A 15,554-nucleotide genomic window follows, 5' to 3' on the forward strand; every position below is an offset into this window, starting at 1 on the left:
CATGTCGCTCACCCACGATGCCCGCATTGCCGGTCGCCCCGCCACCATGGCGCAACGCGCGGCGCGGACATGGCCAGAGTTCAGCAATCCCGCCGCCTGGATCGTCGCGCTCATTCTCGTCATCATGCCGCTGATCGCCAACGGCTTCTTCCTGATCGAGATCTTCGCCTCCACCTTGATTCTCGGGACCATGGCGCTGAGCCTGATGTTCCTTGCCGGCTATGGCGGCATGGTCAGCCTGATGCAGCTCACCATCGCGGGCTTCTCGGCCTACATGGTCGCGGTGTTCGGCGTCAGCGGAAACGCCAATATCAGCCTGGGCTGGCCGTGGTGGCTCGCGGTCCCCATGGCGCTGGCGCTCGCGACCGCCTTCGGCACGCTCGGCGGCGCGCTCGCGGTACGCACCGAAGGCATCTACACCATCATGATCACGCTGGCGATCGGAGCTGCCTTCTACTATTTCACCAACCAGAACTGGGCGATCTTCAACGGCCACACCGGCATCAACAACGTGGCCACGCCGCGCTTCTGGGGCGTGAACTGGCGCGCCGACATTCCCTTCTATTACATCGTGCTCGCGGTCGCCGCGCTCTGCTACTTCGCGGTCGAGTATCTCTCGCGCGCACCCTTCGGCCTTGCGCTGCAGGGCGTGCGCGACAATCCGCGCCGCATGGCGGCGCTCGGCTTCAACGTCAATGCGCACCGCGTCGCGGCCTATGCCTTCGCCTCTTTCGTGGCCGCACTCGCCGGCGTGCTCCAGGTCTGGAACTATCGCCAGATCTCGCCGGGCTCGGTCAGCGTCGGAGCCTGCATCGACGTGCTGATCATCGCCGTCGTCGGCGGCATCACGCGCCCGATCGGTCCCTTCATCGGCGCGCTGATCTTCGTGCTGCTGCGCACGTTCGCGCTCGACGTTCTGATCAAGCTCGGGCTTGACGGCAACCGGTTCCGGCTGCTGATCGGGCTCGGCTTCCTCGCCATCGTGTTCTGGTCCTCGGACGGCGTCATCGGCCTGTGGCAGCGCTGGCGCCAGAGCCAGCGGCCGCCTGCAGATCGACCGGGCGGAGGACGCGGTCATGGATAGCGTCGCGCAGCGCCTCTCGGCCGTCGGCGCCGGCGCCGCGCTGGAGCTGCGCGGCGTGACGCGGCTGTTCGGCGCACTGGCGGCGTTGACCGACATCACCATCACCGTGCGTCCCGGCGAGCGGCGCGCCGTGCTCGGCTCCAACGGTGCCGGCAAGACCACGCTGTTCAATTGCATCACAGGCGATTTCCCGCCCTCCTCCGGCACAATCCGTTTCTTCGGCGAGGACGTCACGCACTTCCCGCCCTACGAACGCATCCGCCGCGGGCTGCGCCGGACCTACCAGATCTCGGCGCTGTTCCCCGGCCTCACCGTGCAGGACAATGTCTATCTCGCCTGCCGTGGCGTCTCGCGCGGGCGCTTCTCGTTCCTGCGGCCGGGGCAGAACGACGCCTTGATGCATGCGGCCGACAACCTCGTGCAGGCCGTGCATCTGTCCGCAGTGAAGGACCAGCGCGTGGCCGAGCTAGCGCACGGCCAGCAGCGCCAGCTCGAGATTGCGCTCGCGCTCGCCGGTGCCCCGCGCTTCGTGCTGTTCGACGAGCCGGCCGCCGGCCTGTCGCCGACCGAACGGGCCGAGCTGATCGAGATCCTGACCTCGCTGCCGGCGCATATCGGCTACATCATCATCGAGCACGACATGGACGTGGCGCTCCGCGTCGTCGAGAGCGTCACGATGATGCACAACGGCCGCATCTTCAAGGAGGGCCTGCCGGAAGAGATTCAATCCGACCCCGAAGTGCAGGAGCTTTATCTCGGAGGCGGCCATGAATGAGCCCCGCCGCTCCGCCGCCGCGCTCGAGGTCCGCGGCCTCGACGTCTATTACGGCCATTCGCACGCGCTGCAAGGCGTCGACCTCACGCTGGAGAGCGGCGTGTTCTCCGTCGTCGGCCGCAACGGCATGGGCAAGACCACGCTGTGCAAGGCGATCATGGGGCTGGTGAGCGTGAGCGGCGGCTCGATCCGTGTTCGCGGTGAGGACGTCACGCGGCGGCCGTCGGCCCAGATCGCCCGGCTCGGTGTCGGCTATGTGCCGCAGGGCCGCCGGCTCTGGCGCTCGCTCAGCGTCGACGAGCATCTGCAGCTCGCCGGCGGAATGCGCTCGGGCCCCTGGACCGTCGAACGCATCTACGACACCTTCCCGCGCCTTGCCGAACGCAAGGGTCACGGCGGCGGCCAGCTCTCCGGCGGCGAGCAGCAGATGCTGGCGATCTCGCGCGCGCTGCTCACCAATCCGCATCTGCTCATCATGGACGAGCCGACCGAGGGGCTCGCGCCCGTCATCGTCGCGCAGGTCGAGGAGATGCTGCTGCGGCTTGGCGAGGACGGCGACATGTCCGTGCTCGTGATCGAGCAGAACATCGGCGTCGCCACCGCGATCTCGCGCAACGTCGCGATCATGGTCAACGGCCGCATCAACCGCATCATCGAGTCCGCCCGGCTCGCGGCCGACCGCGAGCTGCAGCAGCGCCTGCTCGGCGTCGGGCTTCACGCCGAGCTCGAGCCGGACCTCGACGTCGCCGCGTCCGGCACCGAAGCCAAACCGGCGCCCGCTCCGCGCCGCGACGGGCCGATCCGCATCTACATCTCCAACCCGACGCTGCCGACGCGGTGGTCGCAGCCGGTGCCGATCGCCCGCATCGAGGCGGCGGCGCGCACGCTCTCGACCCAGGTCGCGCGGCTCGACGAGACCGCGCGGCGCAAGCGCGAGCCCGTAGCGGCGCAGACAGCCGGCCCGCCTGTCGTACTGGTCGTCGGCACGCTCGACACCAAGGGCGTGGAGCTGCGCTTCCTCCGCGACATCATCGCCGAAAGCGGCCTGCGCACGCGCCTCGTCGACGTCTCGACCAGCGGCAGGCATTCCAGCTGCGATGTTTCCGCGCAGGAGATCGCCCTGAACCACGGCCGCGGCGGCTCCGCCGTGTTCGGCCCGGATCGCGGCGCTGCCGTGACGGCGATGGCCGACGCGTTCGCCAATTGGCTGCGGCGCCAGGGCAACGTCGCCGGCGTGATCTCGGCCGGCGGCTCGGGCGCGGCCTCGCTGGTTGCCCCGGGCATGCGCGCGCTCCCCATCGGCGTGCCCAAGCTGATCATCTCCTCCGTCGCGTCCGGCGACGTCGGCCCCTATGTCGGCCCCGCCGATATCACGATGATGTATTCCGTCACCGACGTGCAGGGGCTGAACTCGATCTCGCGCGCGGTGCTGGCCAACGGCGCCAACGCGATCGCCGGCATGGTCAAGGCACGGCTCGATGCGCGCACGTCGACCGCCCGCGAGGCCGGTGGCTTGCCCTCGGTCGGCATCACCATGTTCGGCGTGACGACGCCGGCGGTGCAGAAGATCGCCGCCGAGTTGCGCGAGGATTTTGAGTGCCTGGTCTTCCATGCCACCGGCGTCGGCGGCCGTTCCATGGAGAAGCTCGTCGAGTCCGGCCAGCTTGCCGGCATCATCGACCTCACCACGACCGAGATCTGCGATCTCCTGATGGGCGGCGTGTTTCCGGCGACGGAGGACCGCTTTGGCGCGATCATCCGCAGCCGGCTGCCTTACGTCGGCTCGGTCGGTGCGCTCGACATGGTCAATTTCGGCGCGCCCGACACCATTCCCGAGCGCTACCGCGGCCGCAAATTCCACGTCCACAATCCGCAGGCGACGTTGATGCGGACAAGCGTCGAAGAGAACGAGCGCATGGGCCGCTGGATCGCCGAGCGGCTCAACCAGATGGACGGCCCCGTGCGCTTCTTCCTGCCCGAGGGGGGCGTCTCCGCGCTCGATGCGCGCGGCCAGCCGTTCTGGGATCCGGACGCCGACGCCGCGCTGTTCCGCACGCTCGAGCGCGATGTGCGGCAGACCGGCAACCGCCAGCTCATCCGCACGCCTAAGAACATCAACGATCCCGAGTTTGCCGCCACTGTCGTCAGCGCGTTCCGAACCCTGTTCGGCCGCACCGGCGCACGGCGGAGACTAGCGAGGTGACCGATGGCCCGGTTTGAACGCGCTGCCCTTCTGAAACGGTTTCGCGACATGGCGCGTCGCGGCGAGCCGATCGTCGGCGGTGGCGCCGGCACGGGGCTCTCCGCGAAATGCGAAGAGGCCGGCGGCGTCGATCTCATCGTGATCTACAATTCCGGCCGTTATCGCATGGCCGGCCGCGGCTCGCTCGCGGGCCTGATGGCATATGGCGATGCCAACGCCATCGTGGTCGAGATGGCGAGCGAAGTGCTGCCCGTGGTCACCCGGACGCCGGTGCTCGCGGGCGTCAACGGCACCGATCCGTTCCGCGACATGGACGTGTTCCTCGACCAGTTGAAAGCGCTCGGATTTGCCGGCGTCCAGAACTTTCCGACCGTCGGCCTGATCGACGGCACCTTCCGTGCCAATCTCGAAGAGACCGGCATGTCCTATGCCCTCGAGATCGACATGATCGCGAAGGCGCATGACAAGGACATGCTGACGACGCCCTATGTGTTCAGCGAGAAGGAGGCCGCCGCGATGGCGATCGCCGGCGCCGACATCGTCGTCTGTCACATGGGGCTGACGACCGGCGGCACGATCGGCGCGCAGACCGCATTGAAGCTCGAGGACTGTCCGGCACAGATCGACACCTGGGCCTCCGCCGCGCTCAGCGTCAATCCTGACATCCTGGTGCTGGCGCATGGCGGCCCGATCGCGGATCCCGCGGATGCCGATTTCATCATGAAGAACACCCGCCATTGCCACGGCTTCTACGGCGCGTCCTCGATGGAGCGGCTGCCCGTGGAACGGGCGCTGACGGAGCAGGTACGTCAATTCAAGGCGATCGGCGCGCGATAACGCCGGAAGGGTTCGAGGGAGGAAAAGATGTCGGGGATGTTGGTCGGTGAATTGATCCTCTGGCTGATCGTCGCGATCGTCGTGATCGTGGTCGGCGTCTATATCGTGAACTGGCTCTACCACCGTTCCTCCAAGGAGACCTCGTTCGTCCGGACCGGTTTCCTCGGCGAACGCGTGGTGATCAACGGCGGCGCGTTCGTGCTGCCCTTCATCCACGATTACACACCCGTCAACATGAACGTGCTGCCGATGGGCATCGTCCGCTCCCGGCAGGACGCCGTGATCACCCGTGACCGCATGCGCGTCGACATCGAGGCCGACTTCTATGTCCGCGTGCAGCCAACCCGGGAAGCGGTCTCGATCGCCGCGGCCACGCTCGGCCGCCGCACCCTGGAGCCCGGGCAGTTGCACGCGCTGCTCGCCGGCAAGTTCATCTCCGCGATCCGCTCGGTTGCTTCCGAAATGACCATGGAAGAGATGCACGAGCGGCGCGGCGACTACGTCGCGCGGGTCAAGACCGAAGCGGCCGAGGCCCTCGCCCAGAACGGCCTCGAGCTGGAATCCGTCGCCATCACCGATCTCGACCAGACCGACCTCGAATTCTTCAACCCGTCGAACCGGTTCGACGCCGAAGGCCTGACCCAGCTGATGCAGGACATCGAGGCCAGGCGGAAGCTGCGCAACGACATCGAGCAGGACTCGATGATCAAGATCCGCACCCGCAATCTGGAGGCCGAGCGGCAGGCCCTCGAGATCGAGCGCGAGAGCGAAACCGCGCGGCTGGAGCAGGAGCGCGACATCGAGATGCGCCGCGCCCTGCAGCGCACGGAAGTCGCCCGTGAACGCGCACTGCGCGAGACCGAGGCCGAACAGGCCCAGATCTCCGCCCGCGAGACCATCGAGCGCGCCCGCATCGCCAATGACCAGGCCATCGCCGAGGCCCGCATCGCCTCCGAGCGGGAGACCCGCCAGAAGGAGATCGAGCGGACGCGGACCATCGAGGAGAAGGAGCTGCTGGCACGGGAGGAGATCGAGAAGACCAGGATCGCCAACCAGCGTTCGATCGACACCACGCGGATTGCGTCGGAGCGCGAGGTGCGCCAGCGCGAGATCGAGCGCATGCGCACGATCGAGGAAGCCGAGATCGCGGCCCGCGAAGCCATCGAGAAGGCGCGAATCCAGCAGGACCGCGTCGTGACCGACGCCCGTATCGCCAACGAGGAGGAGACGCGGCGCCGCGAGATCGAGCGCACGCGCGCCGTCGAGGAAGCCGAGATCGCCGCCCGCGAGGCCACCGAGAAGGCCCGCATCGCCCAGACGCTGATCGTCAATGTCGAGCGCATCTCCTCGGACGAGCGCACCCGCGCGCTGGAGATCCAGCAGGTGCGCACCATCCAGGAGGCCGAGATCGAGGCCCAGCGCGCCGTGGAAGCCGCCCGCATCGCCCGTGAGCGGACGCTCGCCGCCGAGCGCATCGCCGCCGAGCAAAGCACGCGGCAGCTTGAGATTGAGCGCAACCAGGCGCTGGACGTCGCCGGCATTACCGCCCGCGAGACCACCGAGGCCAGCCGCATCGCCCAGGAGGAGCGCGTGCGCTCGCTGGAGATCGCCCGCAACCGCGCCGTCGAGGAGGCCGATATCGCCTCCCGCGAGGCGATCGAGGCGGCCCGCATCGCCCAGGAGAAGGCGGTTGCGGCCGAACGCATCCAGGCCGAGCGCGACACCCGCGCGCTGGAAATCGAGCGCACCGGCGTCCTCGAGGCGGCCGAACTGAAGCGGCGCGACGCCATCGAGCGCCAGCGTATTACCGTCGATCTGGCGCTGGAGGCCGAGCGCATCAACTCTTCCAAGAAGCGCGAGGTGCTCAACATCGAGCAGAAGAAGGCGATCGAGATTGCCGACGAGGACCGCGTCATCGCGCTATCGACCAAGAAGTCCGAGCGGATCGATGCCGACCGCCAGGTCCGGCAGGCCGAGATCGTCGCGCGCAAGGAGGTCGAGACCACGGACGTCTCGCGCGAGCAGGCGCTGGAAGCGGCCCGCATCGAGCGCCGCCGCGCCATCGAGCAGCTCGAGGTCGCCCGCGTGCAATCCCTGCAGGAGGCCGAGATCGCCTCCCGCGAGGAGGTCGAGCGCGCCCGCATCGCATCCGACCGGGGCCTGGATGAAGCCCGCGTCGGCCGCGAGCGCGAGCTGCGCAAGCTCGAGGTCAATCGTGAGAAGGAGGTCGAGACCGTCCTGATGGAGAAGGCGATCGCCATCCATCTCAAATCTCTGGAAGAGTCTGCCGCCAAGGCGTCGGCCGAGGAAGCGCGGATGCGCGCGACCGAAGCAACCGAACGCGTCATCACGGCGCGCGAGAGCGAGATCGCCAAGCGGCGCAGGACCGTAGAGGTGATGCTCGCCGAGAAGCAGGCCGAAGAGACCCGCATCGCAGCCGAGGCCGAGCGGGTGCGCGCCGCCGTCGAGGCCGAGGCGCAGCGGATGCTCAACGAGGCCGAGAACGTACTGACCGACCAGGCGCGCTACTCGCTGTTCCGCAGAAAGCTGCTCGACCGGATCGAGGGTATCGTGCGCGAGAGCGTCAAGCCGATGGAGAAGATCGAGGGCATCCGCATCCTCCAGGTCGACGGCCTCAACGGCAACGGGAATGGCGGCAATGGCGGCCGCAGCGCCACCGACGAGGTGATCGATTCCGCCTTGCGCTACCGCGTCCAGGCGCCGCTGATCGATTCCATCCTGGCGGATATCGGCGTCGAGGGCGGCAGCCTTGCCAAGATGCCGGGCCTGATCCGCGAAGCCCGCGACATGCAGGGCATCAAGGAGTCCGCGCGCAAGAGCGGCGGAGGTGGCGGCGGTGACAAGCCGGCGGCCACGCCGCCTGCGGCCGAGGGTGGCGAACCGCCGGCCGAGCGCGGGCCGAGGAAGAAGAGCTGAGGTCGCACCATGGCTCGCGTCTACGTCTCCACCGTCGTCAACGCCCGCAACGACCGCGTCTGGGCGCGGGTGCGCGATTTCAACGGCCTGCCGAACTGGCATCCGGCGATCGCCGAAAGCCGCATCGAGGGCGGCGAGCCCTCGGACAAGATCGGGTGTGTGCGCGATTTCCGCCTGCGCAACGGCGACCGCATTCGCGAGAAGCTGCTCGGCCTCTCCGACTATGACATGTTCTGCACCTATTCGATCCTGGACTCTCCGATGGGCGTCGAGAACTACGTCGCAACCCTGCGGCTGACGCCGGTCACCGACGGCGACCAGACTTTCGTGGAATGGACCGCGGAATTTGACTGCGCGCCGGAACGGGAGACGGAGCTCGTGAGCAATATCGGCGGCGGCGTGTTCCAGGGCGGGTTCGACGCACTCAAGCGCGTGTTTGGAGGCTAGCCGTGCCGCACATCGTCAAGAGCACGATCCTGGATACGCCGACCAACGCGGTGTGGAGCGTGCTGCGCGATTTCAACGGGCATGACCGCTGGCATCCGGCGGTCGCGACCTCCTCAATCGAACGCGCGCAATCCTCCGACAAGATCGGTTGCGTCAGGCGATTCAAGCTGAACGACGGCTCCGAGCTGCGCGAGCAACTGCTGGCGCTGTCGGACCTGGAACAATCCTTCAGCTATTGCCTGCTCGATACGCCGGTCCCGATGTTCAACTACGTCGCCCATGTCCGCCTGCTGCCGGTCACGGATGGTGACCGCACCTTCTGGCATTGGGAGTCCCGCTTCACCACGAAGCCCGAGGACAAGGACCGCATCACCCACATGGTCGCCGAAGACATCTATCAGGCGGGCTTCGAGGCGATCCGCCGGCATCTGAAGGAGGCCGCATAGATGGCCGTGACAGTGAAGACTTTTACGAGCGCCAGCGAAGCCGCGGGCGCGCTGTCCTCGGACCGCAGCGCGCGCTATCTCGGCGGAGGCACGCTGGTGATGCGCGCGCTGAACGAGGGCGATGTATCGGTCTCGACAATCGTCCGCGCGCAGGATCAAGCTCTCACCCGGATCGATGCTTCTGGCCCCCGCATCACGCTCGGTGCCGGCGCCACCTTTGCGCGCCTTCTCGCCGAACGCGACCTCGCCTTCCTGCACGCCCCCGCCCGCTCGATCGGCGGTCCGGCCGTGCGCAACATGGGCACGATCGGCGGCAATCTGTTTGCGCCCAGTCCCTATGGCGACTTCACCGTCGCGCTGCTGGCGCTCGATGCGACCGTCGCCGTCGCCGGCGGCTTCGGCGCACGCGATGTCCCGATCGAAGAGTTCTTGCAGGCGCGCGACCGGCAGAGCGGGACGTTGGTGCTGTCGGTGTCCTGCACTCGGCCGGCCAGCGCCGAAGCCTTCCGCTATCGCAAGATCGCGCGCATCAAGCCGAAGGGCGGCTCGGTCATCACGCTGGCCGCGCATCTGCCGATCAGCGGCGGCCGGATCGCGGGCGCCCGGATCGCGCTGGGATCGATGGCGCCGACCCAGATCCGCGCCCGCGCCGCCGAGCGTGCGCTGGAGGGCCGCTCGCTGGATACGGCGACCATCGCGGCGGCTGCGTCCGCGGCGAGCGAGGTAACATCGCCATTCGACAACGCGCTCGGCAGCGCCTGGTATCGCCGCGAGATCGTCGGCGTGCATCTGCGGCGCCTGCTGTCGGGACAGGAATAGAGCATGGCCAAGATCCCCCTGCAATTTCGCCACAACGGCCGCGACGTCGCGATCTTCGTCGACGGCGGCACCAATCTGCTGGTCGCGCTGCGCGAGCTGATCGGCGACATGACGCCGAAATTCGGCTGCGGCCAGGGCGGCTGCGGCACGTGCAGCGTGCTGGTCGACGGCGAGCTCCACCTCTCCTGCCTGACGCTCGCCGAGAAGGTCGCAGGCCGGTCGGTCGAGACGCTCGACGGCATGAAGCAGGGCCCGAACCTGCATCCGCTGCAACGCGCCTTTGCCGACAATTTTGCTGCCCAATGCGGCTATTGCACACCGGGGATGCTGATGGCCGCCAAGGCGCTGCTCGACCGCAATCCGTCGCCCAGCCGCGACGAGGTGATCGAGGCCATCTCCGGCAACATCTGCCGCTGCACCGGCTACGAGCCGATCATCAATGCCATCCTCGCCGCCGCCGGCGGCCGGGTCAGCGCCTGAGGTCAACCATGCTGGAACTGCGCAAGGACATCTTCGCCGACGAGCGCGACGACAACCTCAAGGAAATCGGCAAGGGCACCCAGCGTCAGGACATGCTCGGCCATGTCACGGGCACGTCGAGCTACTTCAACGACCACAAGCTGCAGGGCATGCTGCACCTGAAGGTCGTGCGCTCGACACAGGCCCACGCACGGCTGCGCCGTATCGACACCACCGAGGCCGAGCGGTCGGCCGGCGTGCGTCGCATCATCCGCGGCACCGACGTGCCGGTCAATCTCAACACGCTTCTGAGCCTGATCAATTTCGGCAAGGACGACGAGCCGTCATTGGCGGTCGACAAGGTCCGCTACAAGGGCGAACCGATCCTCGCCATCGTTGCCGACAGCGAGCGTGAGGCGTTCGAGGCCATCGCGAAGGTCAAGGTCGACTATGAACCGCTGCCGGCCGTGTTCGACGTCGAGGATGCGCTCAAGCCCGGCGCGCCCGTGGTCAACGAGACCTATCCGAAGAACGCCTTTATCTACCACGACGTCTACGACCACCAGCGCCTGCGCTTCGGCGATGCCGACGCGGCGCTCGCGGGCGCGGACCACGTGCTGGAACAGCGCTACCAGATGTCGCCGATCGAGCACGCGCCGACCGAGACCAACGGCGCCATCGCTGCGCCTGACACCAACGGCCGCTACGTCGTCTATACCTCGACGCAGGCGCTGTTCTTCTCGGTCGACACTTGCGCCAAGATTTTGGACGTGCCGTCCAACACCTTCCACTTCATCGGCGGCACCGTCGGCGGCGGCTTCGGCGGCAAGGTGGACACCCTGACTGAGCCGCTCGCCATCCTCGGCGCCATGCTGACCGGGCGTCCCGTCCGCTACGTGTTCGGGCGCGAGGAGGAGATGCAATATGGCCCGCCGCGCGGCGCCGAACGCATCTTCATCAAGGACGGCGTGATGCGCGACGGCCGCATCGTCGCCCGCAAGATCCGGGCCTATTTCGACAGCGGTGCCTATACAAGGCTGTCCAGCTACGCCGCGGTGAAATGCGCCGCGCATCTGCCGGGCCCCTACACCATCCCGAACGTCTATGGCGACGTCTACTGCGTCTTCACCAACCGCACGCCTGCAACCGCCATGCGCGGCTTCGGCGTCACGGCGATGGACTTTGCCATCGAGTGCCAGATGGACAAGCTCGCGAACCTCGTCGGCATGGACCCGATGGAGTTTCGCATCCTCAACGCCTATCGCGACGGCGACATGAAAGCGCACCGGCGCGAGGCCAAGAACACCGCGCTGATCGAATGCGTCCAGGTCGCGGCCGAAAAGGCCAAATGGCCGATCCGTGACGAGTTCAGGCGCGCATCCTCGCGCAAGGACGGCGGCGGCAGCCGCGCAGCAATCCCGCCGACGCCGACGGATTCTTCGCGCGCGAGGCCGACGGCGCCGGTCCAGCAGCGCACCAGCTACGACCGGCTGCCGCCAACCGTCACGCGAGAACCGCCGAGCGATCCGCCCCCGCCGGCGCCGCCGCCTCCCCCGCCGCGCCCGGCCGCGCCATCGCACGGCGCGACGCGGTTCTCGTCCGTGTTCGGCACCAGGAGACGCTGAGATGACCAGGCATCGCGGACGCGGCATGGCGTCGATCAACTATCCCATCGGCATGAATCTCGGCGGCGATCCGAGCCAGGCGCTGGTGCATTCCAATCCCAGCGGCAAGTTCACGGTGGCGCTGTCGTCGATCGACCTCGGCCAGGGCATGAAATCGGTGACGCGGCAGATCTGCGCCGAGACGCTCGGCGTGCCCGTCGAGGACGTCTATGTCGACACCGCCGATTCCGACACCGGCCCGCACTGCATGGGCTCGTTTGCCTCGCGCGGCACCCACCGCGTCGGCAACGCCGTGATGGCCGCCGCCCGCGAGGCGCGCGGCGTGATGATGGAGGCAGCGGCCGAGGAGCTGGAGGTCAACGCGGCCGATCTCGAAACCGACGGTCGCGGCAACATCCACGTCAAGGGCGCGCCGCACCGTTCGATCTCGACCAAGGACGTCGCGATCGCCGCGCAGTTCAAGCAGGGCAAGACGATCTCGGGACGCGGCATCTTTCTCGTTCCGCTCTCCAACGTCGATCCGGAGACCGGCGAAATGTCGCCGGCGACCTGTTACGCACATGCCTGCCTCGTCGCCGAGGTCGAGGTCGACGACGAGACCGGCGAGGTCGCGATGGTGCGCATGGATTCCGCCTATGAACTCGGCCGCGCGCTCAACCCGCGCCTGGTCGAGCAGCAGCTGGTCGGCGGCGCCTGGATGGGCGTCAGCCACGCGCTCTACGAGACCCCGGAGCCCTATTATCCCGATCCCGTGCATGGGCCGCGCGACTTCGTCGAATATCTGATGCCCGGCCCCGGCGACATCTGCCCGCATGACATCGCCGTGCTCGAGCGTCCGGCGCCCGATGGTCCCTTCGGGGCCAAGGGGCCCGGTGAGATGTGCGCCAACCCGGTGCTGCCGGCCGTTGCGAACGCGATCTTCAACGCCGTCGGCGTCCGCATCGACGACCTCCCGATCACGCCCGAAAAGGTGTTGCGCGCGATCAAGAGCCAGGGCGGCGCGCGGCCGCAGGCGAGACGCTAGAGGATCGGCCGTGGCGGTTCGCAGCAACATCGTCGGCATCGACAGCCCGGAGGCGCTGGAGAAAGCGCTGCGAGCGGCCTATTACCTCGCCGACGAGGGCCTTGCGACATCAGCCTATCTAGGCCTCGCCCTCGGCAAGCCGCTGCTGCTGGAAGGCGCGCCGGGCGTCGGCAAGACGGAAGCCGCCAAGGCGATCGCCGCAGTGCTCGGCCGCCGCCTGATCCGCCTGCAATGCTACGAGGGCATCGACGCCTCTGCCGCGCTCTATGAGTGGAACTATCCGCGCCAGATGCTGGCGATCCGCCAGGCCGGCGACGAGAGCATCGATATCTATGGCGAGACCTTCCTGATCGAGCGTCCCATGCTGGCCGCGCTGCGCGCGCCCGATTCCACCGTGCTCCTGATCGACGAGATCGACCGGGCCGACCAGGAGTTCGAGGCCTTCCTGCTCGAATTCCTCTCCGACTTCCAAATCTCCATTCCGGAGCGCGGCACGGTGCGCGCGGCCGAACGCCCGGTGGTCGTGCTGACGTCGAACCGGACGCGCGATCTGCACGAAGCGCTGCGCCGCCGCTGCGTCTATCACTGGATCGACTATCCGACCGCGGAGCGCGAGGCGCGGATCATCATGATGCGCGCCTCCAGCGTCGCCGAGGCCACCGCCCGCGCCGTCGTCGCAGCCGTGGAGAAGCTGCGGCGCGAGCCCCTCAGCAAGGCGCCCGGCATCGCCGAGGCGGTCGACTGGGCGGAGGCCGCGACGCTCCTCAACAAGGGCGGCGCTCGTTGGCCCGATGCGTTCAAGCGGTCGATCGGCGTGGCGCTGAAGGACGAGGAGGATCTGCATTTCATTTCGCCGCGGCTCGATGCCATGCTGGCGGAGGCGACCGCATGAGCACCGAACCGCAGCTGCCGCGCGCCGCCCGCATCTTCGTCGCCTTTGTCCCGCTGCTGCGGGCGAACGGCTTTGCCGTGGCGCCGGAGCAGACCACGACGTTCCTGGCCGCCGTCGAGCTGCTCGGCCCGCGCACCATCGAGCACGTCAGGCAAGCCGCCCTGGCGACGCTGGCTCCGCCACCCGAGCGCCGCGCGACCTTCGACCGGCTGTTCGATCTGCATTTCCGCGGCAGCGAGGCCATTGCGCGCGACGACGAGGGGGAGGACGACGAGACGGTCCGGCTTCAGGAAGAGGGCCGCGGCGACGAGGAGCCGCTGCTGTCCGATGATGCCAGCGAGTCCGGCCTGACTGCAACCCGTACCGAGGCGCTGGTCGAGCGCCGCTTTGGCCCGGCCGCTGGCACAGACGCCCTGCGCCGCCTGGCGCGGGAGGCGCCACGACGCCTGCCCCGGCGGCGCGGCCATCGCCGCATGCGCGCGCGGCGCGGGCCGTTTGCCGATCTGCGCCGTACTTTACGCGACTCTGTCCGCAGCGACGGCGAGATCTTGCGGCTCGGTCACATGAAGCGGCGGCAGCGCCCACGCAAGATGCTGCTGCTGATCGACGTCTCCGGCTCGATGAAAAGCCGCACCGAGGAGAACATGAAGCTGGCGCATGCGCTGGTGCAGGCGTCGCCCAATGTCGAGGTGTTCACCTTCGGCACGCGGCTGACGCGCGTCACCCGCCCGTTGCGGCTGAAGCGTCGCGAGCAGGCGATGAACGCCGCCGCGCATCTGGTCAGCGACTGGGACGGCGGCACCCGCATTGGCGACGCGCTCCAGGCTTTCCTCGCGGTGCCCCGCTTCGGCGGCTATGCCCGCGGCGCCGCTGTCGTGATCGTCTCGGACGGGCTGGAGCGCGGCGAACCCGATGCGCTGCGCGATGCGGTCGCAAAGCTGTCGCGGCGGGCCTGGCGCCTGAGCTGGCTGACGCCCCTGGCGACAAGCCCCGGCTTCCGCCCGCAGACCGAGGCGCTGATCGCCATCGAGCGCTTCGTCGATGACCTCGAAGAGGGCGGTTCGAGCGCGTCGATCGTCGCGCATATTCTGGCGCTGGGACGAAGGAGAGCCGCGTGACCGATATTGTCGACGGCCATCATCACATCTGGCGGCAGGCCGACCTGCCCTGGCTGATCGGCCCGATGCAACCGCGCATCTTCGGACCTTACGAGCCGATCCGGCGCGATTATCCGATTGCCGAATATCTCGACGACCTCAAAGGCACCGGCGTCACCCGATCGGTCTATGTCCAGACCAACTGGGCCAACGACCGCTTTGAGGACGAGGCCGCCTGGGGGCAACAGACCGCGGACGAACACGGCTGGCCGCACGCGATCGTCGCCTATGCCAATTTTGCCGTGGAGGACGTTCGCCCGCAGCTCGACCGCCTGAATCGCTACTCGCTGGTGCGCGGCGTGCGCATGCAGCTGCACTGGCACGAGAACCCGCTCTACCGCTTTGCAGCCCGCGCGGACCTCTGTGCCGATCCGATGATCCAACGCAACGTCGAGCGCCTCGCCGACTATGGCTGGAGTTTCGACCTTCAGGTCTTCACGCCGCAGATGCCGGACGCCGCGGCGCTCGCCGAAGCCTGCCCCGGGGTGACCTTCATCCTCCAGCACGCCGGGATGCTCGAAGACCTCTCGCCCGCGGGACGCGCGGCCTGGCGTGCCGGCATGGCCCGGCTCGCGGCCTGTCCCAACGTGGTCTCCAAGCTTTCCGGGCTCGGCACCTTCATCCATCGCAATGATCCCGCGCACATCGCCGCCGTGCTCGCAGACACCGTCGCGATCTTCGGCGCCGAGCGCTGCCTGTTCGGCTCCAACTTTCCGATCGAGAAATTGTGGACCAGCTATCGCGATCTCGTTGAGGCTTTTCGCGCCGCCGCCGCGCCGTTCAGCGCCGAGCAGCAGGACGCCATCTTCAGGACGACCGCAACGCGCGTCTACCGGCTTTGACAGACAA

At 68.0% G+C, this 15,554-nt stretch carries 14 protein-coding genes; all 14 read left to right on the forward strand.

Annotated features, from left to right (window positions below; translation table 11 throughout):
* The first annotated feature begins 1 nt into the window (after nt 1).
* The 14 genes from AC0WRY_RS26000 to AC0WRY_RS26065 are packed head-to-tail and all read left to right on the forward strand — an operon-like array spanning nt 2 to nt 15,547.
* Entirely contained in the window at nt 2-1,084 is a 1,083-nt protein-coding gene (locus AC0WRY_RS26000; RefSeq protein ID WP_194403635.1) for a branched-chain amino acid ABC transporter permease, read from the forward strand.
* Nucleotides 1,077-1,859 carry an ABC transporter ATP-binding protein gene (locus AC0WRY_RS26005; protein ID WP_063202625.1) on the forward strand — a complete coding sequence of 261 codons (783 nt, stop codon included), beginning with the start codon at nt 1,077-1,079 and terminating at the stop codon, nt 1,857-1,859. The genes AC0WRY_RS26000 and AC0WRY_RS26005 overlap by 8 nt, the downstream gene beginning before the upstream one ends.
* Nucleotides 1,852-4,062, forward strand: coding sequence for an ABC transporter permease (locus AC0WRY_RS26010; protein WP_194403636.1), 2,211 nt, complete (start codon nt 1,852-1,854; stop codon nt 4,060-4,062). The genes AC0WRY_RS26005 and AC0WRY_RS26010 overlap by 8 nt, the downstream gene beginning before the upstream one ends.
* A gap of 3 nt (nt 4,063-4,065) precedes the next feature.
* Entirely contained in the window at nt 4,066-4,899 is an 834-nt protein-coding gene (locus tag AC0WRY_RS26015; protein WP_194403637.1) for a phosphoenolpyruvate hydrolase family protein, read from the forward strand.
* 27 nt (nt 4,900-4,926) lie between these two features.
* Nucleotides 4,927-7,836: a flotillin family protein gene (locus AC0WRY_RS26020; RefSeq protein WP_194403638.1), complete on the forward strand. Its 2,910-nt coding sequence runs from the start codon at nt 4,927-4,929 to the stop codon at nt 7,834-7,836.
* Between the two features lie 9 nt (nt 7,837-7,845).
* On the forward strand, nt 7,846-8,283 hold the full coding sequence (locus tag AC0WRY_RS26025; RefSeq protein ID WP_194403639.1) for an SRPBCC family protein: 438 nt from the start codon (nt 7,846-7,848) through the stop codon (nt 8,281-8,283).
* A 2-nt stretch (nt 8,284-8,285) separates the two neighbouring features.
* Complete coding sequence (locus AC0WRY_RS26030; protein WP_194403640.1) at nt 8,286-8,729, forward strand: SRPBCC family protein; 444 nt, start codon at nt 8,286-8,288, stop codon at nt 8,727-8,729.
* Nucleotides 8,730-9,548 (forward strand): FAD binding domain-containing protein, encoded by an 819-nt coding sequence (locus AC0WRY_RS26035; protein WP_194403641.1) that lies wholly within the window; start codon nt 8,730-8,732, stop codon nt 9,546-9,548. It begins immediately after the preceding gene.
* A gap of 3 nt (nt 9,549-9,551) precedes the next feature.
* Nucleotides 9,552-10,028 carry a (2Fe-2S)-binding protein gene (locus AC0WRY_RS26040; RefSeq protein ID WP_194403642.1) on the forward strand — a complete coding sequence of 159 codons (477 nt, stop codon included), beginning with the start codon at nt 9,552-9,554 and terminating at the stop codon, nt 10,026-10,028.
* An 8-nt stretch (nt 10,029-10,036) separates the two neighbouring features.
* On the forward strand, nt 10,037-11,632 hold the full coding sequence (locus AC0WRY_RS26045) for a xanthine dehydrogenase family protein molybdopterin-binding subunit (RefSeq protein WP_194403643.1): 1,596 nt from the start codon (nt 10,037-10,039) through the stop codon (nt 11,630-11,632).
* 1 nt (nt 11,633) lies between these two features.
* Entirely contained in the window at nt 11,634-12,656 is a 1,023-nt protein-coding gene (locus AC0WRY_RS26050) for a xanthine dehydrogenase family protein molybdopterin-binding subunit (protein WP_011086158.1), read from the forward strand.
* A 10-nt stretch (nt 12,657-12,666) separates the two neighbouring features.
* On the forward strand, nt 12,667-13,548 hold the full coding sequence (locus AC0WRY_RS26055; RefSeq protein WP_194403644.1) for an AAA family ATPase: 882 nt from the start codon (nt 12,667-12,669) through the stop codon (nt 13,546-13,548).
* Nucleotides 13,545-14,666, forward strand: a complete 1,122-nt coding sequence (locus AC0WRY_RS26060; RefSeq protein ID WP_194403645.1) for a vWA domain-containing protein — start codon at nt 13,545-13,547, stop codon at nt 14,664-14,666. The genes AC0WRY_RS26055 and AC0WRY_RS26060 overlap by 4 nt, the downstream gene beginning before the upstream one ends.
* Nucleotides 14,663-15,547 (forward strand): amidohydrolase family protein, encoded by an 885-nt coding sequence (locus AC0WRY_RS26065; RefSeq protein WP_491121609.1) that lies wholly within the window; start codon nt 14,663-14,665, stop codon nt 15,545-15,547. Before AC0WRY_RS26060 ends, AC0WRY_RS26065 begins: the two co-directional genes overlap by 4 nt.
* Nucleotides 15,548-15,554 lie beyond the last annotated feature (7 nt).

The organism is Bradyrhizobium sp. T-12 (assembly GCF_058314695.1).